The sequence below is a fragment of the Streptomyces pyxinae genome (genome assembly GCF_024756275.1).
GTDB classification, from domain to species: domain Bacteria; phylum Actinomycetota; class Actinomycetes; order Streptomycetales; family Streptomycetaceae; genus Streptomyces; species Streptomyces pyxinae.
In genome coordinates this window covers 1-25906 of record NZ_JANUGQ010000006.1, presented here as the reverse complement: position 1 = coordinate 25906, position 25906 = coordinate 1, and the positions used below count along the sequence as shown (strand labels likewise).

Genomic DNA, 25906 nt, shown 5'->3' with positions numbered 1-25906 from the left:
GCCCCGGCACCGGTCACCGGCCCCGGGCCCCGGGGGAACAAGGCCGGGTCAGGACCGGGTGATCCGGATGCGGTAGCTGCCGGTGTCCGGCTCCTCGGAGAGCACGGTGATCCGGATGCCGCCCTCCTCGTCGGCGAAGGACTCGCCGGGCCGGAAAGGGGCGTCGGAAAGTTCGGCGTGCACATTGGGGCGGCGGGTGCAGCCGCCGCTGTCCTCGTCGCTGTCGGCCACCGTGATCGGCCCCTGCCCGGTGTCCACGTCCGACTGGACCCGGTAGATCAGCACGCCCGGCTCGCAGACCGCCTCGTCGTTGCCCTCCCGGGTGCGGACCTCCACGGCGTACCCGGACTCGCCGTCCACCGGGACGAACGCCAGCTTGGTCCCGCCCGTCGTGCCCAGCGGCGTCAGCGAGTAGATCCGGCTGCCGGGCGCCGACGCGCAGCGCACCTGGTCGTTGTCGAGCCAGCCGAGCTTCCACTTGTGCCAGCCCAGCAGATCGTTGTTGGCGCCCCAGTCCTCGGACATGATGTCCCAGTGGCCGACCGCCCCGCCGCCCTCGGTGGTGTAGAGGTCGGGCAGCCCGAAGACATGGCCGTTCTCGTGCGGCAGCACCCGGTAGCCGGTCTCGTGGTACGACCCCGAGCCGTCGTCCTGGCGGCTGTAGACGAACGAGGTGTTGGCGAGCGGCACCCCGTCCGCGTGCGGGGCCTCGCCGTTGCCGGAGAAGGTCACCGAGAGCACGGTGTCCAGTGCCGAGGGGCCGGCGTTGGGTGTCACCAGGATGTTGACCAGGTCGTACGCCGAGAAGTCGACCCGCGAGTCGGCGGCGTCCACGATGTCCTCGACCAGCCGGCGGTAGCCCGGCTCGTACGGTGAGCCGCGCTCCATCCCGTACGCGGCGAACGGCATCGGCATCCGCAGCCAGTCCGGCAGCGGGGTCTCCGGGCGGTAGGTGAGGCGCCCGTACGAAGCGGTGCGGAACCAGTCGGAGGTCTGCGGGAAGAACTCCGCGAACCGGCTCATCGCGGGGCCCTCGCCGGGCGCGTCCGGAAAGTCGACCATCAGGTTCAGGGCCCGGACCTCGCCGGTGGAGCGGGTGTAACCGGTGCCGGTGGGTATGCCCTCGGACATCTGGACGCCCAGCGTGGACGCGATCCGGCAGGGCGCGAGCCCCAGCGCGTCGGTGGCGTCGTCGGCGGCCACCGAGCCCGCCGACACACGGGTCCGGTCGGGGAGCGTCGCGCTCGCGGTGGCCAGCGAGGCCAGCGCGAACGTGGTGGCCGCTCCGAGCGCGACCGGTCTGCGTATCCGCCGGCGGGTCAGCTGCATGCGTGGCGCCTTCGGGTCCGCGGCAGCCGGCCGGGCCCGGGCTGCTCTCCGTCCGCTCAGCCTCTGCCGGGGTGCCGGGGGCCGCGCGCCGGGTGATCCGTTCGGGGGCTACCCGCCGGTAGGGGGAGTGACGCGGGTCACCTCGGGTTCGGGAAATAACCGGGGAGCGGTTCCCCGTTTACACCTGTGCCGGCGCAAGCGGGGAGTTCTTCCCCGGTTGACGGAGCCCGCGGTGCCCCGGTTCGGAGGCGCGGCCGGGTCCGGAAGCCGTGCGAGACCAAGCCAGTGCAAGCCAGTGGAGGGCCACGCCATGAAGGGTGAGGAGGAGCGGTCATGAGCAGTGTCACCGGTACGGCGGACCCCGCGACCCGGCGGCCCGCCCGCCCCCGGGCGGACGCCCTGCGCAACCGGGAGCGGATCGTCGCGGCGGCGCGCGAGATGTTCGTGGAGTCCGGCCCCGATGTGCCGTTCGACGAGATCGCCCGCCGGGCAGGCATCGGCAACGCCACGCTCTACCGGCACTTCCCGGACCGGGCCACGCTCGTCCGTGAGGTCGTCGTCTCGGTCATGTCCCGGGTCGCCGCCGACGCCGAGCGGCTGAACGGCGCCGAGGACGACCCGTTCCAGGCGGTGCGCCGCTTCACCCACAACGCCGCCGAGGAGCGGATCGGGGCGCTGTGCCCGATGCTCTCCGGAGGCTTCGACCGCGAGCACCCGGAGCTGGCGGCCGTCCGTGACAGGTTGGAAGGTGCCGTACGGGCGCTCTTCGAGCGGGCCCGGTCGGCCGGCCGGATGCGGCCGGACGTCGAGGTCGGTGACCTGCTCGTCGCGCTCTCCCAGCTCACCCGCCCGCTGCCCGGCACCGGCTGCCTCGACATGGACCGCTTCGTCCACCGCCATCTGGAGCTGTTCCTCGACGGCCTTGAGGCGCCCGGGCGCTCCCGGCTGCCCGGAACCGCCGCCACCCTGGAGGACTTCCGCCCCCGCCGCGCCTGAAGGCCCTGTGAACCCGAAGGAATCGATGCACCCGATGACCCGATGCACCCGATGGAATCGATGAGCCGATGAAACCGATGAGCCCGAAGTCCTTGAGTCCGAAGGTCTCTTGAACCCGAAGAACCTCGAAGGTCTCTTGAACCCGAAGAACCTCGAAGGCCTCTTGAACCCGAAGCCCTGAAAACCCCGAAAACCCTTTGAAGTCGCCCGGAGTCGTGTGATCTCGTCGGGGACTGCCCGGCCTTCCACGGTTTCCGTCGGCCCCACCCGGCTTCGCCGGACCGCGCGTCCCGGCTCCTGGGACCGTCCGGCCCCGGCCCGCCGGCCGAGCCGCTCTCCGGCTGCCCGGCTGCTGCCCGGCTCTTCAGCTCTCCGGAGCTCCGGGTGGGTCACCTGCTTCTTCGTCCACTGCTTGTTCGTCCGCTGCTTGTTCGCCTACTGCTTGTTCGCTTGTTCGCTTGTTCGTCTGTTTGTTCTTCGACTGCCCCTTTACGTAACCCACGCAACGCAAGGTAGCCCCAGCCATGCCAAAAACCTCCGGCGCTCCCGCCGTCCCCGATGCCGCACTGCCCGATCCCGGGCGCTGGAAGGCGCTTGTCTTCATCGCCCTGGCCCAGCTCATGGTCGTGCTCGACGCCACGATCGTGAACATCGCCCTGCCCTCCGCCCAGCAGGACCTGGGCATCTCCGACGGCAACCGGCAGTGGGTCATCACCGCCTACGCCCTCGCCTTCGGCGGACTGCTGCTCTTCGGCGGCCGGATAGCCGACCTCTGGGGCCGCAAGCGTGCCTTCGTGGTCGGCCTCATCGGCTTCGCCGCCGCCTCCGCGCTGGGCGGCGCGGCCACCGGTGAGGCGATGCTGCTCGGCTCCCGGGCGCTCCAGGGCGCCTTCGGCGCGCTGCTCGCGCCGGCCGCGCTCTCGCTGCTGGCGGTCATGTTCACCGACGCCCGCGAGCGGGCCAAGGCGTTCGGCATCTACGGCGCCATCGCCGGTGGTGGCGGCGCCGTCGGCCTGATCCTCGGCGGCTTCCTCACCGAGTACCTGAACTGGCGCTGGACCTTCTTCGTCAACATCCCGTTCGCGGTCGTCGCCGCGGCCGGTGCGCTGCTCGTCGTCCATGAGCCGGCCGGCGCCCGCAACCGCAACCCGCTGGACATCCCCGGCGTCGTCCTCTCCACCCTGGGCCTGGTCGCCCTGGTGTACGGCTTCACCCGCGCCGAGTCCGACGGCTGGACCGACGCCGGCACGCTGGGCGTCTTCGCGCTCTCGGCCGTGGCGCTCGCCGCGTTCGTGGCCGTCGAGGCGAAGGTGGCCCATCCGCTGCTGCCGCTGCGGGTGCCGTCCGACCGCAACCGCGGTGGTGTCTACCTTTCGCTGGGCCTCGCCGTCATCGGCATGTTCGGGCTCTTCCTGTTCCTCACCTACTACCTCCAGGTCGTGAAGGGGTACTCGCCGGTCAAGACCGGCTTCGCCTTCCTGCCGATGGTGGCCGGCATGATCACCGGCTCGACGCAGATCGGCACCCGGCTGATGACCCGGGTCGCGCCCCGGCTGCTGATGGGCCCCGGCTTCGCGCTGGCCGCGCTCGGCATGCTGCTGCTGACCCAGCTGGAGGTCGGCTCCTCGTACGCCGGGCTGATCCTGCCCGCGCAGCTGATGCTGGGCCTGGGCATGGGTACGGCGTTCATGCCGGCCATGTCCCTGGCGACGTACGGGGTGCAGGCCCGGGACGCCGGAGTGGCCTCCGCCATGGTGAACACCTCGCAGCAGGTCGGCGGCGCCATCGGTACGGCGCTGCTCAACACCATCGCCGCGTCGGCCACCACCGCGTACTTCACCGACCACGCGGGCGCCGCCACCACGCCGGACGCCCTGCGGCTGGTCCAGCTGCGGGCCATGGTGGAGGGCTACTCCGCCGCCATCTGGTGGGCCGTCGGCATCCTGGCGCTGGCCGCCACGATCGCCGTGACCTTCATCAACACCGGCCGTCCGGGCAGCGGCGCGCCGACCGCCTCGGGTGAGACGGACGGCTCCGCCGGGGTCGCCAAGACCGCCGAGAACGCCGAGACCACCGATGACGCCGTGCGGGTGCCGGTCATCGCGCACTGACGCCGGACGAGGCGGTCGTACGACGAGCGCGCACCGACGCCGTACGACGCGTCGCGCGACAGAGCCGTACGCCGCCACCGCTCGGCAGCGAGCGTCCGGAGCGCGCCGGTAGCTCCTGGCGCGGGACGGCACGGGGGCGGGACCGACCGAACGGGTCGGTCCCGCCCCTTTTCCGTACCCCAAAATCTGCTTATGGGTCGCTGTCTATGCTGGTTCCTGTGTTCGACTCCCGGTACATCAAGACCTTCCACGACGTGGTCCGCACCGGTTCCTACACGGCCGCCGCCCGTTCCCTCGGCCTCACCCAGCCCGCCGTCAGCCAGCAGATGAAGGCGCTCGAACGGGACGTCGGCACCCCGCTGTTCACCCGGGTCGGCCGGGGGCTGCGGCTCACCGAGGCGGGGGAGGCGCTCACCCGGCACACCACCGCCATCCTGGACTCGCTGACCGCCGCCCAGCACCAGATCGACGCGATAGCGCGGCTGCGCTCCGGGCGGGTCCGGGTCTGCGCGTTCCCGAGCGCGGCGGCGACCATCCTGCCCGGGGCGATGGCGCGGATGGCCGCCGAGCACCCCGGCGTACGGGTCGAGCTGATGGAGAACGAACCGCCCGAGTCGCTGCGGCTGGCCGCCCGGGGCGAGTGCGACATCGCGCTGGCCTTCGGCTACCCGGGGCTGCGGGCGGACGTACCGGAGGAACTGGCCGAGTTCCGGCTCCTTGAGGACCCGCTGACCGTGCTGCTGCCGGTCGGTCATCCGCTGGCCCGGCGGCGTTCGGTACGCCTCGCGGACCTGGCCGGCGAGCGGTGGATCGCGGGCTGTCCCCGGTGCGGCGCCAACTTCCTCCAGGCGTGCGCCGAGGAGGGGTTCACCCCGGACGTGGCCTGCACCACCGACGACAACCTGGTGATGCAGAGCCTGGTGGCGGCGGGCGTCGGCATCGCGGTCGTCCCGGCGCTGGTGCTGTCCTTCCTCTGCCACAGCAAGGTCACCGGGCGGATCCTGGAGCCGCACACCCGCCGCCAGGTGTACGCGTACGTGCTCCGCGACCATCTGCGCATCCCCGCCACCGCCCTGATGCTGGACGAGATACGAGCGGCCGCGGAGAACAAGGTCGGCTGCTGAGCCGTATCGCGGGCGGGGGCGGTCCGGGCCGCGTCCCCGGCGGTGCCGGCCCGGGGGGCCCGGCCGCGCCCCCCGGTGGTGGCCCGGAGCCGGATCCGGGAAGGCCCGACGGCGGTCCGCGCCGACCCGGGGCCGGGCGCGGGGGAACCTCCGTCCGCGTCGCCGGCCCGGCGCCCCCGCGCATAAGCGTTCGTTGCCGGGGGTGCAAGGAACGCTCCTTGGACGCGCCCCGGCCGCTCGCCCGACGCTGCCACCATGACCACGACCACCATCGCCGCGACCACCGTCCGGCTCCGCGCCCTTGTCGCGGAGATACGCGAAGCCGTGGACCGGGGGCTGCCGCCCGGACCCACCGCCCAGCTCGTGGCCGACCTGCTCACCCCGCACCTGGGCGCGCCCGACCTGCTGCTCCCCGAGCACCACGAGGGCGACCCGGACCGCTACCGCCAGCACGTCCTGCACGCCGAGCCGGACGGCGGCTTCTCGCTCGTCGCCCTCGTCTGGCTGCCCGGCCAGATCACCCCGATCCACGACCACGTGGCCTGGGGCGTCACCGGCGTGCACCAGGGCGCCGAGTACGAGCGCCGCTACCGCCTCGTCCCGGACGGCCCGTCCGCCCGGCTGGTCGCCACCGAGGACGTGATCACCCGGCAGGGGGAGGCCAGCGCCTTCGCCCCGCCCGGCGACATCCACCGGGTGCACAACGGCGGCACCGGCACGGCCGTCTCCGTCCATGTCTACGGCGCCGACATCACGCGCCTGGGTACCAGCGTCCGGCGCCTCTACCGGCTGCCGGCCGACGCCTGATGGCGCTCACCGGCTCCGGAGCCCGGCCGCTCCCCGGCTCCCCGACCCAGACCCGGTCCGGCTTCCCGGCCCGCGCCAGGCCCGGGGCCGGCGCCCGGACCTCCTGGGGTCTCGGCTCCGGCGCCGGGCCCGGTCTCGCGCTGGCCGCCGCCGGGGTCGCCACCGCCTGGCTGGTGCACCGGGCGCTGCCCGCCGTACCGCTGCTGACCGCCGCCGTGCTGCTGGGCGTCGCCGCCGTGCACGTCCCCGGACTGCGCGAGCGGGTACGCGGGGTCTGCCGGCCCGGGCTGAGCCTGGCCGCCAAGCGGCTGATGCGGGTCGGGGTGGTGCTGCTCGGGCTGAAACTGAGCCTCGGGGACGTGCTGGGCCTCGGCTGGGGCACCGCCGTCATGGTCCCGGCCGTGGTCGTCGCCACCCTCGCGGGCACCTGGTGGCTGGGGCGGCGGCTCGGCCTCCCCGGTGACCAGCCGCTGCTGATCGCCTCCGGGTACGCCATCTGCGGGGCCTCCGCCATCGGCGCGGTGAGCGCGGTGCGGGACAGCGACGAGGACGACGCCGCCGCCTCGGTCGCCCTGGTCACCCTCTGCGGCACCCTCGCCATCGCCGTACTGCCGCTGCTGCACGTCCCGTTGGGCCTGGACGACGCCGCGTTCGGGCGCTGGGTGGGCGCCAGCGTCCACGACGTGGGCCAGGTGGTGGCGACCGCCCAGACCGCCGGGCCCACCGCCCTGGGCGAGGCGGTCCTGGTGAAGCTGGTCCGGGTGGCGCTGCTCGCGCCGCTGGTCGCCGGGCTCGCGCTGGCCGCCCGCCGCCGGAGCGCGGCCGGGGCCGGTGGCGAAGAGGGCGGTGTCAGCGGCAAGCGCCCGCCGCTGGTGCCGCTCTTCGTGGCCGGGTTCCTCGCCATGGTGGCGCTGCGCACGACCGGGCTGCTGCCAGCCCCGCTGCTCACCGCCGCCGGTACGGCCCAGGAACTGCTGCTCGCCGCCGCCCTCTTCGGCCTCGGCTCGGCGGTGCACCTGCCGACCCTCGCGCGGACCGGTACGGGGGTACGGGTCGCCGCGCTGGGGCTGAGCGCCTGGGTGCTGGTCGCGGCGGCCTCGTACGCGGGCGTCCTGCTGACGACGGGCTGAGGACCACCAGTCCGCCGAGGACCACCGGTCCTCGCCGCAGCCGGGGCCCGCGCGCTGAGCCCGGCCGGGGCCCGCGCGCTGAGCCCGGCCGGGGCCCGCGCGCTGAGCCCGGCCGGGGCCCGCGCGCTGAGCCCGACCGGGGCCCCGTGTACTCAGCGCGGCGGCCAGGCCCCCGTGCTCAGTGTGCTCAGCGCAGCCAGGGCAGGTCGGCGTCCCGGTCGCAGGGCTGGAGGCCCTCGGCCATCAGCCGCATGATCTCGCCCAGCTGCCGGACCTGCTCCGGGCCGAGCCGGTCGAACATCGCCTGCCGCACGGCGGCGACATGGCCGGGCGCGCTCTCCTCCAGCACCCGGAAGCCCTCGTCCGTCAGCACGGCGTTCTGCCCGCGCCGGTCCGAGGGACAGTCCTCCCGCCGGACCCAGCCGTTCTTCTCCAGCCGGGCGATGGCGTGCGAGAGCCGGGAACGGGTGATCTTGGCGTCCTTGGCCAGCTCGGTCATCCGCATCCGGCGGCGCGGCGCCTGGGAGAGCTGGACCAGCAGCCCGTAGTAGACGTGCGGCATCCCGGCATCACGCTGGAGCTGGCGGTCGAGATGGTCCTCCAGCAGCGTGGTGGCGTGCAGATAGGCGCGCCAGACCCGCTGCTCCTCGTCGGTGAGCCAGCGGGGCTCGGCGTCGGCGCCGTTCGATGCCATGGTCATGGTTCCCACTGTACGTCCCTTGAATGTTGAAATATCCAGCACCGAGGCGGATGATAAAGCGAAGGTTTAACTTTCAAGTGTTGACCCTCGCAGCCCATCAGGGAGCCCGCCCATGCCCACCCCTCTCTCCGTCCCCGTGCCCGCCACACCCGCACCCCCCGCCGGCCGCATGCCCGCGCTCTACCTCTCGCACGGCGCCCCGCCGCTCGCCGACGACCCGGTCTGGCCCGGCCAGCTCGCCGCCTGGGCGCGTACCCTGCCCCGCCCCACCGCCGTCCTGGTGGTGTCCGCCCACTGGGAGGAGGCCCCGCTGGCCCTGGGCGCCACCACCACGCTGCCCCTGGTGTACGACTTCTGGGGCTTCCCCGAGCACTATTACCGGGTCCGGTACGCCGCCCCCGGCGCGCCCGCGCTGGCCGAGGCGGTCCGGGGGCTGCTGCGGGCGCCCGGCACCCCGGTGCAGGACATGCCGGACCGGGGACTGGACCACGGGGCGTACGTACCGCTGGTCGAGATGTACCCGGACGCCGACATCCCGGTCCTCCAGGTCTCGCTGCCCACCCTCGACCCGGCCGGGCTGATGGAGACCGGCCGCAGGCTGGCGCCGCTCCGGGACGAGGGCGTGCTGATCGTCGGCAGCGGCTTCTTCACCCACAACCTGGCCGCGCTCCGGCACACCGGGCCCGGGGTGCCCGGCTGGTCGGCCGAGTTCGACCACTGGGGGCGGGACGCGCTGGCCGCCGGGGACGTGGACGCCCTGCTGGACTTCGAGCACAAGGCGCCGGCCGGGCGGCTCGCCCATCCGCGTACCGAACACTTCGCCCCGCTCTTCGTCACCCTGGGCGCCGCCGAGGCCGCCGGGGACCTGGCGGACGGCCGCAGTGTCATCGACGGCTTCTGGCTGGGCCTGGCGAAGCGCTCGCTCCAGTTCGGGTGATTCCCTCCGCCGAACGGCGGGTACCCGCCTGACTCGGGTGTGACGGCCATCTCACCGGTGCGGGCGGCCGTCCGGTCGCCGGGGCCGCGTCCGTCGTGGCTGACCTGCGGGAACGGCGTACGCGGGGAACCGGAGCCGCCCGGGAAGCCGGACAGGGTACTGCATGATCGCGGAAATGCCCGCCCCGCATGGGAATTGTGTCCGGATTCCAGACGTTGTTTCCACCGGATGCAGGGCACCCGCAAGGGTGTCGCGACCTACTCAGCAAGGGAGCTCGCATGGCAACCCGTGCCGTCGCCCGTCGGGAGTCCGCCAAGGGTGGCACCGACCGGGCCAGCAGCGTTCGCGCCGTGGGCGGGGAGATCGCCGACCGCGACCTGGTCGGCATGTACCTCGACGAGATCGCCCGTACGCCGCTGCTCGACGCCGCCAAGGAGGTCGAGCTGTCCCAGACGATCGAGGCCGGCGTCTACGCCCGCCAGATCCTGGACGGCGAGGCCGGCGCCGAAGAGGGCTCGGCGGCCGCGAGCGCGAGCCGTGCGGAGCTGGAGCGCCTGGTGGAGGAGGGCGAGCGGGCGAAGGACGTCTTCATCCGCTCCAACCTCCGGCTGGTGGTCGCGGTCGCCCGGCGCTACCCGCGCAGCGGGCTGCCCCTGCTCGACCTGATCCAGGAGGGCAACGCGGGCCTGGTGCGCGCGGTGGAGAAGTTCGACTACACCAAGGGCTTCAAGTTCTCCACGTACGCCACCTGGTGGATCCGGCAGGCCATCACCCGCTCCATCGCCGACCAGTCGCGCACCATCCGGCTCCCCGTCCACCTGGTGGAGGAGCTGGGCCGGATCCGGCGCGTGCAGCGGGAGTTCAACCGCGAGCACGGGCGCGACCCGGAGGCCGGTGAGATAGCCGAGGACCTGGGTTCCTCCCCGGAGCGGATCACCGACGTCCTCGACTGGGCGCGCGACCCGGTCTCGCTGAACATGTCGGTGGACGACGCCGGTGAGACCCAGTTCGGTGATCTGCTGGAGGACACCTCCGCCGTCTCGCCCGAGCAGTCCGTCCTGACGCTGCTGCGCAGCGAGGAGCTGGACGACCTGATCGGCAAGCTCGATCACCGTACGGCCTCCATCATCCGGATGCGGTACGGCATCGAGGACGGCCGCGAGCGCACCCTGACCGAGGTCGGCAAGGAGCACGGGCTGACCCGGGAGCGCATCCGCCAGATAGAGAAGCACGCCCTTCTCGAACTGAAGCGGATGGCCCGCGACACCGGCTTCGACGCCGCCGCCTGACCCGCCCGGCCCGCCGGTGCCCCCGGCCCGCCGGTGCCCCCGGCCCACCGGTCCGCCTGCCCGCCTTCGACCCGTCTGGCCCTCCGGGCCCCGGGTCCCTGTGGCCCTCCTGGACCTCCGGGCGCCTCTGGCCTTCCGGGTCCCTCTGGCCCGCCTGGACCTCCGGGCGCCTCTGGCCTTCCCGGCCCCCGGCCCCGCTTCCGGAGCCCGGTTCGTGTCTCCCACGGACCGGGCTCTCGCGCGTCCGCCCGCGCCGGGGCGCACGCCCGGGCGCCCACGTCCCCCCGTGCCCACATGTGCCCGGACGTGCCCGAACGTGTTTACTTTCCGCCAGGATGGCCGTAGCCTGACAGTGAAACCACATACTCGGGCATCGAACGGACGCATATCCACATGTACGCCCCCGAGCGCCAGCAGCAGATCCTCCGCCTCGCCCGCGACAGCGGCCGGGTCGAGGTGCTCTCGCTGGCCGAGGAGTTCCAGGTCACCGCCGAGACCATCCGGCGCGACCTCAAGCAGCTGGACCGCGCCGGTCTGGTCCGCCGGGTGCACGGCGGCGCCATCCCCGCCGGGCGGCTCGACTTCGAGCCCGACCTCGCGGAGCGCGAGTCCACCGCCGCCGACGAGAAGGACCGGATCGCCCGGGCCGCCCTGGCGGAGCTGCCCGAGGGCGGCACCGTCCTGCTGGACGCCGGCTCCACCGTGGCCCGGCTGGCCGAGTGCGTACCGCTGGACCGGACGCTCACCGTGGTCACCCACGCGCTGCCCGCCGCCTTCCGGCTCGCGGACCACCCGGGCATCGCCCTGCACCTGGTCGGCGGCCGGGTCCGGCAGCGCACCCGGGCCGCCGTGGACGCCTGGGCGCTCGGCGCGTACGGGCAGGTCCGCGCCGATGTCGCCTTCCTCGGCGCCAACGGCTTCTCCGCCGCGCACGGGCTGACCACCCCCGACCTGGCCGAGGCCGCCGTCAAGCGGGCCGTCATCGCCGCCGCCCGCCGGGTGGTGCTGCTCGCGGACTCCGCCAAGCACGGCCAGGAGCACTTCGCCCGCTTCGGGGACCTCGCCGACGTCGATCTGCTCATCACCGACAGCGGGCTCGGCCCGGAGGACGCCGCCGCGCTCACGGCGGCCGGAACGGATGTCGTACGCGCATGATCCTCACCGTCACCCCCAACCCGTCCCTGGACCGGACGTACGAGGTCCCCGGCCTGGCGCGCGGCGAGGTGCTGCGCGCGGCCGGCGAGCGGATGGACCCGGGCGGCAAGGGCGTCAACGTCTCCCGCGCGCTCGCCGCCGCCGGGCACCGCACGGTCGCCGTACTGCCGCTCGGCGGCGCCCCGGGCGCACTGGTCGCGGAGCTGCTCGCCGCGCAGGGCATCGAGGTGGCGGGCGTACCGGTCGCCGGGCACACCCGCTCCAACATCGCCCTCGCGGAGCCCGACGCCACCCTCACCAAGATCAACGCGCCCGGCCCCGAACTGACCCCCGCCGAGTCGGAGGCGCTGCTCGCCGCCGTCGCCGCCCGGGCCGCCACGGCCGGCTGGATCGCCTGCTGCGGCAGTCTGCCGCGCGGCCTCGCTCCCGAGTGGTACGCCGAGCTGGTCACCCGGGCCCACGGCCACGGCGCCCGGATCGCCCTGGACACCTCGGGCCCGGCCCTCCCGGCCGCGCTGGCCGCCCGGCCGGACGTGGTGAAGCCCAACGCCGACGAGCTGGCCGCAGCCGTCGGCCGGCCCCTGGTCACCGTCGGGGACGCGGTCCGGGCGGCGGGCGAACTCCGGGCGGCCGGTGCCGGGGCGGTCCTCGCCAGCCTGGGCGCCGACGGCCAGTTGCTGGTCTCCGCCGACGGCACCCACTACGGGTACGCCGAGGTGCCCGCCGGAGCCGTCCGCAGCAACGTCGGCGCGGGCGACGCCTCCCTCGCCGGGTTCCTCGCGGCGGGCGGGACCGGCCCGGCGGCCCTGGCGGCGGCGGTCGCCCACGGCGCGGCGGCCGTCCGGCTGCCCGGCAGCGCGATGCCGGCCCCGCGCGATCTGGACCCGTCGGCGGTCACCGTGACCACCGACGTACCTCTCGGCCGAGAGCTGAGCGAGCAAGGGAGCCCGCGATGAGCAGCCTGATCACCGCGGACCTGGTCGATCTCGACCTGGCCGCGACCACGAAGGAGGCGGCGGCCCGCGCCCTCGCCGAACGGATGGTGGCACTCGGCCGGGTGACCGACCTCGACGGCTTCCTGGCCGATGTGGCCGCCCGCGAGGCCCAGATGCCGACCGGTCTGGACGGCGGCATCGGCATCCCGCACTGCCGGAGCGCCCATGTCACCGAGCCCACCCTCGCCTTCGGGCGCTCCGCCGCCGGTATCGACTTCGGCGCCCCGGACGGCCCGGCCGACCTGATCTTCCTGATCGCCGCCCCGGCCGGTGCCGACGACGCCCATCTGACCATTCTGTCCGCCCTGGCCCGGCGGCTGATGGACGCCGCCTTCACGGCCGCCCTCCGCGCCACCCCCGCCCCCGCGGCGGCCGCCGCCCTGATCACCGGCGAGCAGCCCCCGGAGCCCGCCCCCGCCACTCCGGAGGCCCCTGAGGCTCCCGCCACTCCGGAAGCCCCCGAGGCCGAAGCTTCCGGGGCCCCCGCCGCCCTCGAAGTTCCGGGAGCTCCCGCCACCCCGGCAGCGGCGGGCTCCGCCCTCGCCCCCGCCACCCCGGCAGCGGCGGAATCCGCCCTCGCCCCCGCCGCGCCCACCGAGGAATCGGCCGCACCCGCCGGCGGGGCGCCCCCCTTCCGCATCGTCGCCGTCACCTCCTGCCCCACCGGCATCGCGCACACCTACATGGCGGCCGAGGCCCTGGAGCGGGCCGGGCAGGAGGCCGGGGTCGAGCTGGTGGTCGAGACCCAGGGATCGGCCGGGTTCACCCGGCTCGACCCGGCCGTCATCGCCGCCGCCGACGGGGTGATCCTCGCCCATGACGTACCGGTACGGGAGCGGGAGCGGTTCGCCGGGAAGCCCACCGTCGACGTGGGCGTCAAGGCGGCCGTCAACGACGCGGCCGCGCTCGTCGCCCAGGTCCGCGAGCGCGCCGCCCACGGCGGGTCCACCCCCGCCGCCCCCCTGCCCGATGGCGGCAACCCGGCGCCTGCGAACGACAGTTACGCCACCCGCCTCCGCGTCTGGCTGATGTCCGGCGTCAGTTACATGGTGCCGTTCGTCGCGGCGGGCGGACTGCTCATCGCGCTCGGCTTCGCCATCGGCGGCTACACCATCGACAAGGCGCCGTCCGTGGCCGAGCACTTCGTCTGGACCCAGGCGGACAGCTGGGCCGCGCTGCTCTTCCAGACCGGCGGGCTCGCCTTCGGCTTCCTGGTCCCGGTCCTCGCCGGTTACATCGCGTACGGGATGGCCGACCGCCCCGGTCTGGTCCCCGGCTTCGTCGGCGGCGCCGCCGCGCTCACCATCGACGCCGGTTTCCTCGGCGGGCTCGCCGCCGGACTGCTCGCGGGCGGAGTGGTGCTGGCCGTCCAACGGGTCCGGGTGCCCGCCCCGTTGCGCGGGGTCATGCCGGTGGTGGTCATCCCGCTGGTCTCCGCCGCGCTGGTCGGCTTCCTGATGTTCCTGGTGGTCGGCAAGCCCATCGCCGCGCTCCAACGGGCGCTCACCGACTGGCTGTCCGGTCTCTCCGGCTCCAACGCCCTCATCCTGGGCGCCGTGCTGGGCCTGATGATGTGCTTCGACCTGGGCGGACCGCTCAACAAGGTCGCGTACGCCTTCGCCGTCGGCGGCCTGGCCGACCCCAACGAGGGCTCGCTCAAGGTCATGGCCGCCGTGATGGCCGCCGGTATGGTGCCGCCGCTCGCCATGGCGCTGGCCACCGTCGTCCGGGGCCGCCTCTTCACCCGGGCCGAGCGGGAGAACGGCAAGGCCGCCTGGGTGCTCGGCGCCTCCTTCATCACCGAGGGCGCCATCCCCTTCGCCGCCGCCGATCCGCTGCGGGTCATCCCCTCCGCGATGGCCGGCGGCGCGGTCACCGGCGCCCTGTCGATGGCCTTCGGCTGCACCCTGCGCGCCCCGCACGGCGGCGTGTTCGTGGTCCCGCTGATCGGCAACCCGTTCCTCTACCTGCTCGCCGTCGCCGCCGGCACCCTGACCACCACCGCCCTGGTCGTCCTCCTCAAGTCCGCCCGCAAGGCCCCCGCCACGCCCCCGGCCGCCTCCGACACCCCCACCCCCGAACAGGCCCCCGCACAGGCCCGGGTGGCCGCCTGATCGCGGCCTCCGATCAGGCCCCCGTCGCTGCCTGATCCGGGCCGGCGGACCGCCCCGGCCGGACCTCCTGCCCCCCGAACCGCCGGGCCGACTCCTGGATGTGGGCCAGCCTGCGCAGGCTGAGCAGCACCGGTTCGTACAGCACGGTCAGGGCGACGGCCGCCTCGATCTGCCCGGCCGCCGTGGGCCGTTCCTCGACCGTGTCCAGGTCGGCCACGGCGAGTTCGGCGGCGAGGCGGCCGTACGGCAGCAGATGCGCGGCGTCGCAGGGATAGCCGAGGCGGGCGAGCGCGGCGACGGAGGTGACGAGCGTGCCGAGGGCGGGGGAGGGCTCGTCGTGCGGGTCCTGCCAGCCCAGTTGTTCCAGGAGCGCGTCCACCGACCGGCGCGCCGCCCCGGTCGCCTCGTCGTCCGCCGCGGGCCCCGGGGGGTGCGGCAGCGCCCGGGTGGCCGCGCCGAGCCGCATGTGATGGTCCAGCGACGTGTCCTCGGCGGCGGCGATCACGTCCCGCGCGACGGCCACCGGCACCTTGCCGATCTGGATCAGCGCCCGCACCAGACGCAGCCGGCGCAGGTGCTCCTCGCCGTACGCGGCCTGGGTGGCGGTGACCCGGTGGCCGGGCTGGAGCAGCCCCTCCCGCAGGTAGTACTTGATCGTGGCGGTCGACACCCCGCTGCGCTCGCTCAGCTCGGCCAGTCGCATTCCTCTTGCGCCCTCCCTTGGATACTGTCACTATCCAAACATGGATAGCGTCGCTATCCAACGACGGGCCGACGGACTGGGGGAACGACATGGGTACGGCACCGACAACGGAACGGGTCACGACGACGGCCGAGGGGGACGTGGTGGTCTTCCTCATCGGCATGCGGATCAACCGCTGGCGGTCGGTGCGGCACTGGCTGCCCGTCCTCACGGCCATGCCGCGCATGCTCAGGGAACTCGCGCGCGAGGAGGGCGGCGGGCTGCTGGGATACGGGCGGTACGCGAGCGGCCCCCGCAGCTTCACGATCGTCCAGTACTGGGAGTCGCGCGAGAAGCTGCTCGCCTACGCCTCCGACCCGGACCGCAGGCACCGCCCCGCCTGGGCGGCGTTCAACCGCCACGCGCGCGGCGGAGCGGGGAGCGTCGGCATCTGGCACGAGACGTACCTCGTGCCGGCGGGCTCGTACGAGGCGGTCTACCACGCCATGCCGCCGACCGGGCTGGGCGAGGCGTACGGGATCCAGCCGGTCGGGCGGCGCGGCGAGCGGGCCGCCGAGCGTCTCGCGGGCTGACCGGAGCCGGCCCGGCCGACCCGGTGACGGACCGGCTCCGGCCGGTACCAGGCCCGTACCCGGCGACCGGTGCCGGTGACCGGTGCCGGTGACCGGGCGGACCGTGCGGCAGGTGGTGAACGACAGGCGACGGACGGCGGGTGACAGGCGCCGGGCGGCAGGCACCGGGCTCCGGGCGATGTACGGCGAGCGCCGGGCGCCCGGGCGGGCGGCGAACGGCAGGCGACGGACGACGGATGACGGACGGCGACGGACGACGGCCGGCGAGCGACGGGCGGACCGAATGACGAGCGCCGGGCGGTGGGTATGACGGTGACCGCCCGGGCGGGCGGCGGTCCCGACGGCGCCGAGCGCCGGGTGCCCGGGCGGCGGCCCGGCGGCAGCCGAGGCGTCGTGGGTGCTGGGGAGAATCACCCCATGCGCATTCTGATCATCACCGCCGGCTCGCGCGGGGACGTCGCCCCCTTCACCGGTCTGGGGCGGCGCCTGCGGGACGCGGGCCATCGGGTCGCCGTGGCCGCCCACCCGTCCTTCGCCGCGCTCGTCGGCGGGTGCGGTCTCGACCACCGGCCGATGCCGGGCGACCCGCAGGGGCTGATCCAGGACTGGTCCCGGGCGGCCTCCCGGGCGGAGGTCCAGGCGCTGACCAGGGCGTACGCGGAGGGGCTCGCGGACGGAGTGGCGGAGGCCGTGGCGGGCGGCGCCGATCTGCTGCTCACCGCCTTCGGCCCGGCACCGCTCGCCCGGGTCGCCGGCGAGGCGTTCGGCATCCCCGTGATCGGCACCTACCTCACACCGTCCTTCGCCACCGGCCAGTTCCCGCTCCCCAACGCGCGCGCCACCGACGACCCGGGACCGGCCGGCAACCTCGCCACGGGCCGGGACGTGCTGGAGCGCGCGGAAGGGGTCTTCGCGGGCGCCGTGACCCGGCTGCGCGCCCGCCTCGGCCTGCCCGCCGATCCGCCCCCGGACCCGGCGGACGGCCCGGCGGACGACCGGCCGGTCTTCCACGGCTTCAGCCCCCTGGTGGTGCCGCGCCCCGACGACTGGCCGCCCTCGGTCGGCGTGTCGGGCTACTGGTGGCCCGCCCGGCCGGACGGCTGGCGACCCCCGGCCGAACTGGTCGACTTCCTCCGGGCCGGCCCGCCCCCGGTGTTCATCGGGTTCGGCAGCATGGCGCCGGGGCAGGGGGAGCGGCTCAGCGAGCTGGTGACCGGGGCGGTGCGGCGAGCCGGTGTGCGCGCGGTGGTGCAGGCCGGGTGGGCCGAGCTGTCCGGCCGTGGCCCCGACATCCTGGCCATCGGTGACATCCCGCACGACTGGCTGTTCCCGCGCACCGCCGCCGTCGTCCACCACGCCGGGGCGGGCACCACCGGGGCCGGACTGCGGGCCGGGGTGCCCGCGCTGCCCGTCCCCGTCATGGCCGACCAGCCGTTCTGGGCGTCCCGGCTGCACCGACTGGGCGTCGCCCCCCGTCCGCTGCCGTTCCAGGACCTCACCGCCGAGACCCTCGCCGAGGGCATCACCGCCTGCCTGACCGACCCGGCCCACCGCCACCGGGCGACCGCGCTCGCCCGGGACATCGCCCTGGAGGACGGCGCCGCCCCGCTCCTCGCGCACCTGGCCGCCGTCCACCCCGGATGAGCCGTGCCGTCAGAAGTGACGATTTTTCTTGAACGTGCGATCCAGATGGGTTACGGTCTTCTCATGGCGAGGACACGGGAGTTCGACACCGAGGCGGCGGTGAGTCGCGCGATGGAGCTGTTCTGGGCGCGTGGCTACGAGGCCACGTCGGTGCGGGACCTGACCGCGTACCTCGGCATCGGGCAGGGCTCCCTGTATGCCGCCTTCAAGGACAAGGACGGTCTGTACCGGGCGGCGCTGGAGCACTACCGGACCAGCCTCGCGGCGGCGGCGCTGCGGGACCTGGAGGAGGGGGCGGACGCCCGTTCCGCCATCCGGACGATGCTGGTCGAGCGGATCCGGATCGCCGTGGCGCACGACGGCCGGGGGTGCCTGGCGGTCAACGCCGTCTGCGAGCGCGCGCCGGAGGACCCGGCGACCCGCCGTACCGTGCGGGACATGCAGGAGGCCACCCGGGAGGCGCTCACCGAGGTGCTGCGGGTGGCGGTCGAGCGGGGGGAGATCCCGGACCGGCACGACCCGTCCGCCCTGGCCGGCTTCTTCGTCACCTTCCTCAACGGGCTGCTGGTCTCCGCGAAGGTCACCCCGGACGCCCGTGCCCTCGAACCGCTCGTGGAGGTCGCGCTGGCCGCTCTCGGGTGAGTTTTTCGTACCCGAAATCTGTATCGCACGATCCACAAAAGCCCACCATGAAACACCTTGGAAAGGTTGTGTCGAGCCATGATGTACGACCACACCGGAGCCCCTGTCCGTACGGACCGCCCCACCGTCAACGGGACGGGCATCCACTACCGGACCGCCGGCTCAGGACCGGCGATCGTGCTGCTGCACGGGGTGCCCAAGACCGGCTACCACTGGCGCCACCTGCTGCCGAAGCTGACCCCGCACTACACCGTCGTCGTACCCGACCTGCGCGGGCTCGGGGACTCCACACGCCCCGCCGACGGCTACGACTCCGCGACGATGAGCGACGACATCGCCGCGCTGATGGCCCACCTCGGGCACACCACCTACACCGTGATGGGCGAGGACTGGGGCGCGGTGACCGGCTACCACCTCGCCGCCCGCCACCGCGAGCACGTCAACGCCCTGGTCTTCACCGAGGCGTTGTTCTCCGGCTACGGCTTCGAGGACCACACCGCCCTCACCCCGCAGAACACCGCGCCCGGCGGCATGCACCTCTGGCACCTCGGCTTCTACTTCCAGCCGGACGTCCCCGAGATGCTGATCGCCGGACATGAGCGCGAGCTGATCACCTACATGACCAAGTGCGCGCGGCTGCACCCCGATTCGGCCACCCCCGACGCCATCGAGGAGTACGTGCGCTGCTACTCCGGCCCCGGCGGCATCCGCGCCATGCTCGCGGTCTACCGGGCCATCCTGGTCGACGCCGAACAGAACCGCGAGGCGGCCCGGCGGAAGCTGGACATCCCGGTCCTGGCGATCGGCGGCGACGCCTTCGTCGGGGAGCGGGCCGAGGCCCAGATGCGCCACTTCGCCGACGATGTCACCGGCCACGTCCTGCACGCCGGCCACGACCTCGCGGAGGAAGTCCCCGACGAACTGGCGGCGCTGGTGCTCCCGTTCCTGGCCGACCGCCTCTGACGACGGCCTGGCCGGCCCCGCCGGTCGGCCTCGCCGGGCAGCGTCGCCGCCACCGACCGGCGCGGCGCCCCGGCATGCCCTCATCCGTTCGCGTTGAACGACCAGAAGACCCCGACCTCGTCCGCGCCGACGGCGATCAGCCCGAGGTCCATCACATGGTGGGTGAAGGGCCGGCCGCCGGCGAGGTCGGCGGCAAGGAACTCCGGCGAGGCGGAGGCCCGGGCCCGCTCGGCGGAGGTACGGAAGACGGCCCCGGCACCGAACCGGCCGAGTACCGTGCGCGCGTCGGCCAGCACATCGTTCCGGTCGGCGCGCGCCCGGACGGGGCGGCCCTCGAGGAACCATTCCTGGGTCAGCGAGGCGAGCAACTCAGCGGCGGCACCGGCCGTGACGGGATACGTCCACGCGCGCACCTGCTCGGCCGTGGGCGGCAGGAACGGGTAGGCGGGACGGCCGTTCTCGCGCCCCTCCTTGTCGATCCCCCACTCCAGTGTCCGCCACCCCCGGGGGTCGGTGACCGACCGGTCCATGACGGCCAGGACGTCCCGCGCCCAATCGCCGTGGTGCCGGGGCCCGGCCATCGCAAAGGTGTACACATCGTCGAGGAGCCGCTCCAGTGCGGTGTCCCATGCGGTGCTGTCGGTGGGGTCCATGATCTCCAGGGCTTGGGCGGCGCTCTCTCACGGGGCAGGCGGGGTCAGTAGTCGGAGAAGTTCCAGAACATGCCCACCTCGGTGTTGGAGACGACGACGAGGCCGTAGTCCTCCGAGTAGAAGCTCAGCGAGGCCCACCCCCAGTTCGGCGTCACGAAGTCGAGCGTGCCGGGTACACGGCCGGGCCGGTCGACGTTGGTGTGGTAGGTGGCCTTGTCCCCGTAGCGGGCGAGGATGGTACGGGCCATCGCCCGTAGTTCTTCCTTGGTTTCTTTGAAGTGGAAGAGGTTGGACAGGGTGCACTTGTCACCGGTGAGGGCCAGGAGCAGGTTTTCGGCGCTGTCCCGGTCGATCTCCTGGAGGCGTTCCGCGATGTACTCCGGGGGGTGGACGTCGAAGGGAAAGGTGGGGAACCCTTCGCGTTCCGGGGTGTGTGCCGCGTCGTCGAGTCCGGTCCACCCGCGGGGGTCGGGGACCCGGTTCATCACCGCGATGAGGTCCAGGATCCAGTTCTCGTGGTGGCGGGGGCCGGTGGCGTCGAAGGGGTAGGCGTCTTCGTAGAGGTGGCGTACCGCGGCCTCCCAGGACGACTGATCGACGGGCTGCATGGGACGGGACACGTGGCCTTTCTCGGAGCTTTGGGGAGTGAGTGGGTTCTGAGGGCCGTTGCCGCGTCGGCGTCATGACCGTGAACGGCGGGTTGAGACATGCTGCGCTCGTACGGCCGGCAGGCTCATCAGTCGGCCAAGTTCCAGAACAGGCCGACCTCGGTGTCGGTGACGACGACGAGACCACAGTCCTCCATGTAGACGCCCATCGGGCTGTAGCCGAAGGAATCCAGGGTGAAGTCGAGGGTGCCGGGCGCGCTGCCGCGCTTGCTGACATTGGTGTAGTAGGTGGCCGCGTCCCCGTAGCGGGCGAGGATCGTCTGGGCCATCGCCCGTAGTTCTTCCGGGGTTTCGTCGAGGTACCGGAGATTGGACAGGGTGCAGCCAGCCTCGGTGATGGCCAGGAGCAGGTTCTCGGCGCTGTCCCGGTCGATCTCCTTGAGGCGCGGCGCGATGTACTCCACGGTATGGACTTCGAACGGGTATACGGAGGACCACATCTGGTCCGGGTTCTCGGCCGCGTCGTCGATGACGGTCCAGCCCCGGGGGTCCGGGACCCGGCCCATCACGGCGAGGACGTCGAGGACCCAGTTCTCGTGGCGGCGGGGTCCGGTGGCGATGTACGCGCACGCGTGCACGTACAGGCGGCGTACCGCGGTGTCCCAGGACGACTTGTCGACGGACTGCATGGGATACGGGCCTTTCTCGGGGCTGTGCGGAGTCTGTGTGCCGGCGGTACGCCGCTGCGGGTCCGGTCAGCCGCCGGACAGCGTCGTCGCCAGTGACTGGAACCAGGCGCCGTGGGAGAAGGGCTCGGGCGGGGCGACCTCCATGCCGAGTTCGGCGACGGCCAGGGCGTAGTCGCCCTCGTCCAGGGGGAGGGCGAGCAGTTCGTGGAGTTCGCCCACGAGACGCGCGATCAACTGGGGGTGGGTGGTGGTGGCGTAGTCGGTGACGGCGGCGTCGTGGTCGGGGAACTCGTCCACGATGTCCTGCGAGAACCATCCGCCGAGCAGTTGTGCGGTCTCCGGGAAGCGCGCGTGCCACTCCCAGTGGGTCTGCGGGGTCGCCGGTTCGGGGACGTCGCCTTCCTCGATGCTCCTCTTGAGATGGTCGGCCAGCACCGTCAGCCAGCCGCCGATCTCCGACTGCGGCTTCCCGGTGTCCGGGATCGCGTAGAACTCGCCCAGCCGCTGCCGCAGAGGGCCCGGCGGGTTGCGGCTGTACTCGCGCAGTTGGCGCTCCGCCTCCGCGATGGCAGAGGGGCGGGTGTGCCAGGTGTGCCGGAGGTACGCCTCCAGGGCGTCGCTGCGCCGCTCCGGGGTGTCGTCGGCCGGCCGTCCCAGGTACGCGCGCATCACCTGGTCCAGCTCGCCGTACCGGCGGTCGTGTTCGAGGGGCTTCATGGACATGTGCGTGCGGCGCCTACAGGTAGAACGGAACGGTCGTGTGGACGACGAAGCCGTACGGGCTCGACGCCTCGCGGCGCAGCACCACGCGCGCCGCGCGGACATCGACGGGCCCGCGCCCGGCCAGCAGGTCGCCTTCGAGCTGGACCCGGCCCACGGGCTCCTCGCGGGAGGGCCAGGCGGCCTCGATGGTGAGGCGGGCCCGGGTGCTCTGGGCGAGCCAGCGGTGGATGACCTGCTCGTTGGCGGTCACCACCTGCTGGGTGGCCCACTGGGCGGTCTCCCGGTCGGGATAGGTCGCGGATCGTGTCAGCACGGGGGATTCTCTCAAGCTGCCTGGTCAGAAACTGCATTCGTTTGGGTCGCTAGGTGGGTCAGCAGTCCGAGAAGTTCCAGAACATTCCGACCTCGGTGTCGGAGACGACGACGAGGCCGTAGTCCTCCGTGTAGACGCTCAGCAGGCTGTACGCCCAGCCCGACGACGTGAAGTCGAGTGTGCCGCGTACGTGCCCGGGCCTGTTGATGTTGGTGTGGTAGGTGGCCTTGTCTCCGTAGCGGGCGAGGATGGTGCGCGCCATTGCCCGCAATTCTTCCTCGCTTTCCTTGAAGTGGGCCAGGTTGGACAGGGTGCACCCGTCACCGGTGAGGGCCAGGAGCAGGTTTTCGGCGCTGTCCCGGTCGATCTCCTGAAGGCGCTGTGCGATGTACTCCGGGGGGTGGTCGTTGAAGGGGAAGGCGGGAAACCCTGCGGCCTCCGGCATCTGTGCCGCGTAGTCCAGGCCGGTCCACCCCCGGGGGTCGGGAACCCGGTCCATCACCGCCAGGAGGTCCAGGACCCAGTTCTCGTGGCGGCGGGGGCCGGTGGCGTCGAAGGGGTAGGCGTCTTCGTAGAGGTGGCGTACTGCGGCCTCCCAGGACGACTGGTCGACGGACTGCATGAGGTGCGAACCCTTCTCGGGACGTTACGGATTCTGTGTACTCGGGGGTCTGTAGGGCATCGATGTCATGACGGTGAACGGTGGATTGCGACTGCTGTCATACCTGATCCGAGTGTCGATGCCGGTCACGTCGTACGCCTTGGCGTGGATCCCGCCCTCCCTGTATCCGGACAGTGGGTCGTTCGGCTCCACCCCCTGCTTGCTCACGCTCCGGCCGCTGGTCTCGCCGTTGGGCGCGATCGACTGGAAACCCTTGCCTTTCCCCTCGTCCGGCGGTGGTGGGCCCTTGAGCCACGCTTCGATGGCGGCCTTGTTCTTGTTGAGGTTGTACTCGGTCAGTTCCTCGGCCCGCCGGTAGTCCGGGAAGGCCGAGGAAGCGCCTGGGTACGGCCTGCCGTGCGGCCATGTTTGGGTGGGGCCGCTTGTCTGCTGGTCGCGCAGGCGTTGTGCGAGTTGCTCGTCGGTCTTGCCGACGTGCTTGTCCAGGGTGTGGCCGTTGGCCAGGTACTCGTTGGCGGCGAGGTTCAGGTCGTAGTCGCCGTGCGAGTCGACCTTCAGCCAGGTCTGGGAGCTCTTGAACTGCTCCAGGGCCCGGGTGCCGAAGCCGTGGGCTCGGGCGACGCCGGCTTCGAACTTGGGGGCGCTCAGGTATGCCTCGTCCAGGGGCTCCTTCAGCGCCTCCATGCGGGTGGTCAGGCCCGCCAGGATGCCGGTGTAGGTGTCGACGATCCGGTTCAGTTTGGCCTGGTCGAGGTTGAGCGCGGTCTTGACGTCCAGCGTCAGGACCAGGCTCGCACCCTTCTTGACGACCGACGCGACGGTGCCGAGGACGTCCTTCGCGTCCTTGGGTTTGGCCAGGTCGTCGATGATGTCCTTGGCGGCCTTCTTGATGGCGCGTTCGAACTCGTCCCACACGTCGCGGTTCAGATCGACGGCGGCTTCCGCGTACTCGCGGAGGATGGTGGCGATCTTGTCGGCCGTGTCCTTGAGCACGGTCATGACGGGTTCGCTGCCCGTCGGGGCGCTGGGCGTACCCGGACCGGAGTTGGCGGTCTGCGCCCACTGGTAGCCGTGGCGCTGCCGGCCCCAGGCCGTCGCACCCCACAGGGCGCTGCAGAAGGTCCGCATGGCGGCTTCCCAGTCGGCCTGCTGGTGGTTGGTGATGGCGCCGACGGCCTGGGTGAGCTGGTCCGCGCCCGTCGCGGCGACGAGGGAGACGTCCATCCAGCTGTGGCACAGGGAGTTCAGGTAGTGCTGCTGCGGATAGGGGTAGACGTCCGCCACCCTGCCGAGCCGGAACACGTCCTTGCACAGGGGATGGAGGAGGTCCCGGACGATCTCGGGCAGGCCCTCCAGCAGGCCGCGCAGCAGGTCGTCACCGCCGTCGTCGTCGCCCCACTTGATGTCGGGTACGGAGCCGAGGTTCGGCGGCTTGTCGATGACCGGCGGGCGGGGGCGCTGCTCGGCCGGCTTACCCGGCTTGGGGTGGGCCGCGGCGTCGGCCCTGGTGTAGGCGTTGGCGGTCTCGGTGAACCCGACCGCCACACCGCCGACGCTGAGCACGGACCGGCCCCAGACCTCCAGCCAGCGGTCGCCGGTCTTCCGGTACGCCTGGGCGAACTTCTGGGCCTCGGTGCCCGCGCCCCCGGCGTCGGGGTACTCACCCAGTTCCTCCAGGAGCTTTCGCGCGCCGCGCACCAGGAAGTCCTGCTGCTCGGCGACCTGGCCGGAGACCGACCAGAGGTTGCCCGGCTTGACGTCGATGGTGCCGGTGCCGCCCGGCGACTGGACGGGTGCGGAGGGGCCGGCCATCAGGCGCCGCCTCCCCAGCCTTCGAGTACGGCCTTGTTGGCCGCGGCGTAGTTGAGGTGCCCCTTGACGACGACCTCGTGGAGCCAGGCCTGGGTGGCTTTGAGGTCGTCGGCGGAGCGCCCCCATGTGTCCAGCTCGTCGATGAACGCCTCGCGGGCCTCGCCGTCCCAGCTCAGAACGGCCTGCGCGGTGCGCTCGTACAGCGTCTCCAGCTTCTCGTCGAGGGTGCGGAGGATCTTCTCCAGGTCCCCCGAGAGGCGCCGCAGGGTGGCGAAGTCGACGGTGATCCGGTCTTCTTCTTCCGGCATGGTGCTGATCCCCCGTGCTCCGCACGTCCATCCCCGTGTGTCCGTGCCCGGACACTCACTCTAGGGGCCGCCCGGCGGAGGCCGTGATTTTTTCGCCGGGTGGACGGTAAGCGTTGCTAGGGTGATTCGGGACTTACCGCACGAGCGTGGAAGCAGGGGGCGGCATGGGTGCTGAGCCGAAGCTCGCTTATACGTCATCGGAGTTGAAGAAGCTCGCGGACGACCTGGACGACATGCGGGAGTACCTCGGCAAGCAGGTCACCCGCATGGATGAGATCGTCGACAGCATCGAGGCGGGTTGGGCCGGTCCCACCGCCACGGCCTACCGGGCGCTCCACCGTGACGCCGCCCGGGACGCCGTGCGCATCCAGCAGACCATGAAGGTGCTCGCGCTGGGCGTCCGGCTGAGCGAGGACGGCTTCACGAAGCAGGAGCTCGACACTCTGGACGAGTTCCGCAGCCTTCAGGTCGGCATCGACATCGAGGCAGCCGCCGATGGCCTCTCCACACCGGCGAGCCCGCCCCCGCCACCGCCCCCGGCCCCGCGCAGTCGCCTGAGCGGTCTCTGACGGGAGGCGGGCGGGGACGGGGGCAGGGGGAGCGTGCCGCGTGGTTACGCGGCGAGGCCGAGCGGTTCGGCGGCGTCCTCGTCGTCGGAGTCGGGCACCTCGTCGGGTTCGGCGGCGGCGTCCTCGTCGTCGGGGACCTCGTCGGGGACCTCGTCGGGGGTGTCGTCGGCGGTGTCGGGGACCTCTTCCGGCTCGGGCTCGGCGGCGCTGGTGGTGTCCGGGTGCTCGGTGGGCTCGGTGGGCTGGGTGGTGTCGGTCATGGGGGGCCTTTCTCTTGGTGGGGGTGGGGCCCCTCCGGGCGGGATCCGTGGTCGCCCGGAGGGGGTCAGTGGGGCCGGCGCCACCAGGGGCGGGACTTGCGGTGACGGCGGTGCTCTCCGCCGGTGGCGGGTGGGGCC

At 72.9% G+C, this 25906-nt stretch carries 27 protein-coding genes; 15 read left to right on the top strand and 12 right to left on the bottom strand.

Annotated features, from left to right (window positions below; translation table 11 throughout):
• Nucleotides 1–48: 48 nt before the first annotated feature.
• Nucleotides 49–1329: a M6 family metalloprotease domain-containing protein gene (locus NX801_RS09225; protein WP_258786781.1), complete on the bottom strand. Its 1281-nt coding sequence runs from the start codon at nucleotides 1327–1329 to the stop codon at nucleotides 49–51.
• Between the two features lie 333 nt (nucleotides 1330–1662).
• Here NX801_RS09225 and NX801_RS09220 point away from each other — a divergent pair, with 333 nt between their 5' ends.
• From NX801_RS09220 to NX801_RS09200, 5 genes are all read left to right on the top strand, one after another.
• Nucleotides 1663–2325: a TetR/AcrR family transcriptional regulator gene (locus NX801_RS09220; protein WP_258786780.1), complete on the top strand. Its 663-nt coding sequence runs from the start codon at nucleotides 1663–1665 to the stop codon at nucleotides 2323–2325.
• Between the two features lie 524 nt (nucleotides 2326–2849).
• Complete coding sequence (locus NX801_RS09215; protein WP_258786779.1) at nucleotides 2850–4436, top strand: MFS transporter; 1587 nt, start codon at nucleotides 2850–2852, stop codon at nucleotides 4434–4436.
• 218 nt (nucleotides 4437–4654) lie between these two features.
• Nucleotides 4655–5560, top strand: coding sequence for a LysR family transcriptional regulator (locus NX801_RS09210; protein WP_258786778.1), 906 nt, complete (start codon nucleotides 4655–4657; stop codon nucleotides 5558–5560).
• Between the two features lie 255 nt (nucleotides 5561–5815).
• Nucleotides 5816–6367 (top strand): cysteine dioxygenase family protein, encoded by a 552-nt coding sequence (locus NX801_RS09205; RefSeq protein ID WP_258786777.1) that lies wholly within the window; start codon nucleotides 5816–5818, stop codon nucleotides 6365–6367.
• Nucleotides 6367–7497, top strand: coding sequence for a YeiH family protein (locus NX801_RS09200; RefSeq protein ID WP_258786776.1), 1131 nt, complete (start codon nucleotides 6367–6369; stop codon nucleotides 7495–7497). Before NX801_RS09205 ends, NX801_RS09200 begins: the two co-directional genes overlap by 1 nt.
• A gap of 187 nt (nucleotides 7498–7684) precedes the next feature.
• Here the strand turns inward: NX801_RS09200 and NX801_RS09195 are convergent, their stop codons facing one another.
• Entirely contained in the window at nucleotides 7685–8197 is a 513-nt protein-coding gene (locus tag NX801_RS09195; RefSeq protein ID WP_258786775.1) for a MarR family winged helix-turn-helix transcriptional regulator, read from the bottom strand.
• A gap of 112 nt (nucleotides 8198–8309) precedes the next feature.
• Between NX801_RS09195 and NX801_RS09190 the strand changes: the two genes are divergently transcribed.
• The 5 genes from NX801_RS09190 to NX801_RS09170 all read left to right on the top strand — a co-directional run bounded on the left by NX801_RS09190 (nucleotide 8310) and on the right by NX801_RS09170 (nucleotide 14687).
• The gene (locus tag NX801_RS09190) at nucleotides 8310–9134 is read left to right on the top strand and encodes a dioxygenase family protein (RefSeq protein WP_258786773.1); all 825 of its coding nucleotides are present in this window, start codon (nucleotides 8310–8312) and stop codon (nucleotides 9132–9134) included.
• Nucleotides 9135–9412: 278 nt separating this feature from the next.
• A complete protein-coding gene (locus NX801_RS09185; RefSeq protein WP_258786772.1) occupies nucleotides 9413–10423 on the top strand; it encodes a sigma-70 family RNA polymerase sigma factor in 1011 nt (336 codons plus the stop codon).
• A gap of 393 nt (nucleotides 10424–10816) precedes the next feature.
• Nucleotides 10817–11578 carry a DeoR/GlpR family DNA-binding transcription regulator gene (locus NX801_RS09180; RefSeq protein WP_258786771.1) on the top strand — a complete coding sequence of 254 codons (762 nt, stop codon included), beginning with the start codon at nucleotides 10817–10819 and terminating at the stop codon, nucleotides 11576–11578.
• Nucleotides 11575–12534 (top strand): 1-phosphofructokinase, encoded by a 960-nt coding sequence (gene pfkB / locus NX801_RS09175; RefSeq protein ID WP_258786769.1) that lies wholly within the window; start codon nucleotides 11575–11577, stop codon nucleotides 12532–12534. Before NX801_RS09180 ends, pfkB begins: the two co-directional genes overlap by 4 nt.
• Nucleotides 12531–14687: a PTS fructose transporter subunit IIABC gene (locus NX801_RS09170; RefSeq protein WP_258786768.1), complete on the top strand. Its 2157-nt coding sequence runs from the start codon at nucleotides 12531–12533 to the stop codon at nucleotides 14685–14687. Before pfkB ends, NX801_RS09170 begins: the two co-directional genes overlap by 4 nt.
• 13 nt (nucleotides 14688–14700) lie before the next feature.
• On the opposite strand, the gene NX801_RS09165 is transcribed toward NX801_RS09170, so the two are convergent.
• Complete coding sequence (locus NX801_RS09165) at nucleotides 14701–15390, bottom strand: MerR family transcriptional regulator (RefSeq protein ID WP_258786767.1); 690 nt, start codon at nucleotides 15388–15390, stop codon at nucleotides 14701–14703.
• An 89-nt stretch (nucleotides 15391–15479) separates the two neighbouring features.
• Between NX801_RS09165 and NX801_RS09160 the strand changes: the two genes are divergently transcribed.
• From NX801_RS09160 to NX801_RS09145, 4 genes are all read left to right on the top strand, one after another.
• Complete coding sequence (locus NX801_RS09160) at nucleotides 15480–15962, top strand: DUF4188 domain-containing protein (protein ID WP_258786766.1); 483 nt, start codon at nucleotides 15480–15482, stop codon at nucleotides 15960–15962.
• Between the two features lie 417 nt (nucleotides 15963–16379).
• Nucleotides 16380–17606 (top strand): glycosyltransferase, encoded by a 1227-nt coding sequence (locus tag NX801_RS09155; RefSeq protein WP_258786765.1) that lies wholly within the window; start codon nucleotides 16380–16382, stop codon nucleotides 17604–17606.
• A gap of 63 nt (nucleotides 17607–17669) precedes the next feature.
• Nucleotides 17670–18248, top strand: coding sequence for a TetR/AcrR family transcriptional regulator (locus NX801_RS09150; protein WP_258786764.1), 579 nt, complete (start codon nucleotides 17670–17672; stop codon nucleotides 18246–18248).
• A 78-nt stretch (nucleotides 18249–18326) separates the two neighbouring features.
• Complete coding sequence (locus NX801_RS09145) at nucleotides 18327–19211, top strand: alpha/beta fold hydrolase (protein WP_258786762.1); 885 nt, start codon at nucleotides 18327–18329, stop codon at nucleotides 19209–19211.
• Between the two features lie 80 nt (nucleotides 19212–19291).
• Here NX801_RS09145 and NX801_RS09140 read toward each other — a convergent pair whose 3' ends face one another.
• The 8 genes from NX801_RS09140 to NX801_RS09105 all read right to left on the bottom strand — a co-directional run bounded on the left by NX801_RS09140 (nucleotide 19292) and on the right by NX801_RS09105 (nucleotide 24939).
• Nucleotides 19292–19864: a hypothetical protein gene (locus NX801_RS09140; protein WP_258786761.1), complete on the bottom strand. Its 573-nt coding sequence runs from the start codon at nucleotides 19862–19864 to the stop codon at nucleotides 19292–19294.
• Nucleotides 19865–19908: 44 nt separating this feature from the next.
• Complete coding sequence (locus NX801_RS09135; protein ID WP_258786760.1) at nucleotides 19909–20484, bottom strand: hypothetical protein; 576 nt, start codon at nucleotides 20482–20484, stop codon at nucleotides 19909–19911.
• Nucleotides 20485–20600: 116 nt separating this feature from the next.
• Complete coding sequence (locus tag NX801_RS09130) at nucleotides 20601–21161, bottom strand: hypothetical protein (protein ID WP_258786757.1); 561 nt, start codon at nucleotides 21159–21161, stop codon at nucleotides 20601–20603.
• Between the two features lie 66 nt (nucleotides 21162–21227).
• Entirely contained in the window at nucleotides 21228–21884 is a 657-nt protein-coding gene (locus NX801_RS09125) for a contact-dependent growth inhibition system immunity protein (protein ID WP_258786755.1), read from the bottom strand.
• Nucleotides 21885–21897: 13 nt separating this feature from the next.
• On the bottom strand, nucleotides 21898–22212 hold the full coding sequence (locus NX801_RS09120; protein ID WP_309505808.1) for an RNase A-like domain-containing protein: 315 nt from the start codon (nucleotides 22210–22212) through the stop codon (nucleotides 21898–21900).
• A gap of 43 nt (nucleotides 22213–22255) precedes the next feature.
• Complete coding sequence (locus NX801_RS09115) at nucleotides 22256–22819, bottom strand: fibroblast growth factor (RefSeq protein ID WP_258786753.1); 564 nt, start codon at nucleotides 22817–22819, stop codon at nucleotides 22256–22258.
• A gap of 24 nt (nucleotides 22820–22843) precedes the next feature.
• Nucleotides 22844–24631 (bottom strand): RNase A-like domain-containing protein, encoded by a 1788-nt coding sequence (locus tag NX801_RS09110; protein ID WP_258786752.1) that lies wholly within the window; start codon nucleotides 24629–24631, stop codon nucleotides 22844–22846.
• A complete protein-coding gene (locus tag NX801_RS09105; RefSeq protein WP_258786751.1) occupies nucleotides 24631–24939 on the bottom strand; it encodes a WXG100 family type VII secretion target in 309 nt (102 codons plus the stop codon). Before NX801_RS09105 ends, NX801_RS09110 begins: the two co-directional genes overlap by 1 nt.
• A gap of 164 nt (nucleotides 24940–25103) precedes the next feature.
• Between NX801_RS09105 and NX801_RS09100 the strand changes: the two genes are divergently transcribed.
• On the top strand, nucleotides 25104–25508 hold the full coding sequence (locus NX801_RS09100) for a WXG100 family type VII secretion target (RefSeq protein WP_258786749.1): 405 nt from the start codon (nucleotides 25104–25106) through the stop codon (nucleotides 25506–25508).
• Nucleotides 25509–25552: 44 nt separating this feature from the next.
• Here the strand turns inward: NX801_RS09100 and NX801_RS09095 are convergent, their stop codons facing one another.
• Nucleotides 25553–25768: a DNA polymerase V family protein gene (locus tag NX801_RS09095; RefSeq protein WP_258786747.1), complete on the bottom strand. Its 216-nt coding sequence runs from the start codon at nucleotides 25766–25768 to the stop codon at nucleotides 25553–25555.
• Between the last annotated feature and the right edge of the window lie 138 nt (nucleotides 25769–25906).

Bases quoted from the DNA above. Each gene is read 5' to 3' on its own strand.
- NX801_RS09225 (WP_258786781.1), bottom strand. From the start codon at position 1,329: ATGCAGCTGACCCGCCGGCGGATACGCAGACCGGTCGCGCTCGGAGCG.
- NX801_RS09220 (WP_258786780.1), top strand. From the start codon at position 1,663: ATGAGCAGTGTCACCGGTACGGCGGACCCCGCGACCCGGCGGCCCGCC.
- NX801_RS09215 (WP_258786779.1), top strand. From the start codon at position 2,850: ATGCCAAAAACCTCCGGCGCTCCCGCCGTCCCCGATGCCGCACTGCCC.
- NX801_RS09205 (WP_258786777.1), top strand. From the start codon at position 5,816: ATGACCACGACCACCATCGCCGCGACCACCGTCCGGCTCCGCGCCCTT.
- NX801_RS09200 (WP_258786776.1), top strand. From the start codon at position 6,367: ATGGCGCTCACCGGCTCCGGAGCCCGGCCGCTCCCCGGCTCCCCGACC.
- NX801_RS09195 (WP_258786775.1), bottom strand. From the start codon at position 8,197: ATGACCATGGCATCGAACGGCGCCGACGCCGAGCCCCGCTGGCTCACC.
- NX801_RS09190 (WP_258786773.1), top strand. From the start codon at position 8,310: ATGCCCACCCCTCTCTCCGTCCCCGTGCCCGCCACACCCGCACCCCCC.
- NX801_RS09185 (WP_258786772.1), top strand. From the start codon at position 9,413: ATGGCAACCCGTGCCGTCGCCCGTCGGGAGTCCGCCAAGGGTGGCACC.
- NX801_RS09180 (WP_258786771.1), top strand. From the start codon at position 10,817: ATGTACGCCCCCGAGCGCCAGCAGCAGATCCTCCGCCTCGCCCGCGAC.
- pfkB (WP_258786769.1), top strand. From the start codon at position 11,575: ATGATCCTCACCGTCACCCCCAACCCGTCCCTGGACCGGACGTACGAG.
- NX801_RS09170 (WP_258786768.1), top strand. From the start codon at position 12,531: ATGAGCAGCCTGATCACCGCGGACCTGGTCGATCTCGACCTGGCCGCG.
- NX801_RS09165 (WP_258786767.1), bottom strand. From the start codon at position 15,390: ATGCGACTGGCCGAGCTGAGCGAGCGCAGCGGGGTGTCGACCGCCACG.
- NX801_RS09160 (WP_258786766.1), top strand. From the start codon at position 15,480: ATGGGTACGGCACCGACAACGGAACGGGTCACGACGACGGCCGAGGGG.
- NX801_RS09155 (WP_258786765.1), top strand. From the start codon at position 16,380: ATGCGCATTCTGATCATCACCGCCGGCTCGCGCGGGGACGTCGCCCCC.
- NX801_RS09150 (WP_258786764.1), top strand. From the start codon at position 17,670: ATGGCGAGGACACGGGAGTTCGACACCGAGGCGGCGGTGAGTCGCGCG.
- NX801_RS09145 (WP_258786762.1), top strand. From the start codon at position 18,327: ATGATGTACGACCACACCGGAGCCCCTGTCCGTACGGACCGCCCCACC.
- NX801_RS09140 (WP_258786761.1), bottom strand. From the start codon at position 19,864: ATGGACCCCACCGACAGCACCGCATGGGACACCGCACTGGAGCGGCTC.
- NX801_RS09130 (WP_258786757.1), bottom strand. From the start codon at position 21,161: ATGCAGTCCGTCGACAAGTCGTCCTGGGACACCGCGGTACGCCGCCTG.
- NX801_RS09125 (WP_258786755.1), bottom strand. From the start codon at position 21,884: ATGTCCATGAAGCCCCTCGAACACGACCGCCGGTACGGCGAGCTGGAC.
- NX801_RS09115 (WP_258786753.1), bottom strand. From the start codon at position 22,819: ATGCAGTCCGTCGACCAGTCGTCCTGGGAGGCCGCAGTACGCCACCTC.
- NX801_RS09110 (WP_258786752.1), bottom strand. From the start codon at position 24,631: ATGGCCGGCCCCTCCGCACCCGTCCAGTCGCCGGGCGGCACCGGCACC.
- NX801_RS09105 (WP_258786751.1), bottom strand. From the start codon at position 24,939: ATGCCGGAAGAAGAAGACCGGATCACCGTCGACTTCGCCACCCTGCGG.
- NX801_RS09100 (WP_258786749.1), top strand. From the start codon at position 25,104: ATGGGTGCTGAGCCGAAGCTCGCTTATACGTCATCGGAGTTGAAGAAG.
- NX801_RS09095 (WP_258786747.1), bottom strand. From the start codon at position 25,768: ATGACCGACACCACCCAGCCCACCGAGCCCACCGAGCACCCGGACACC.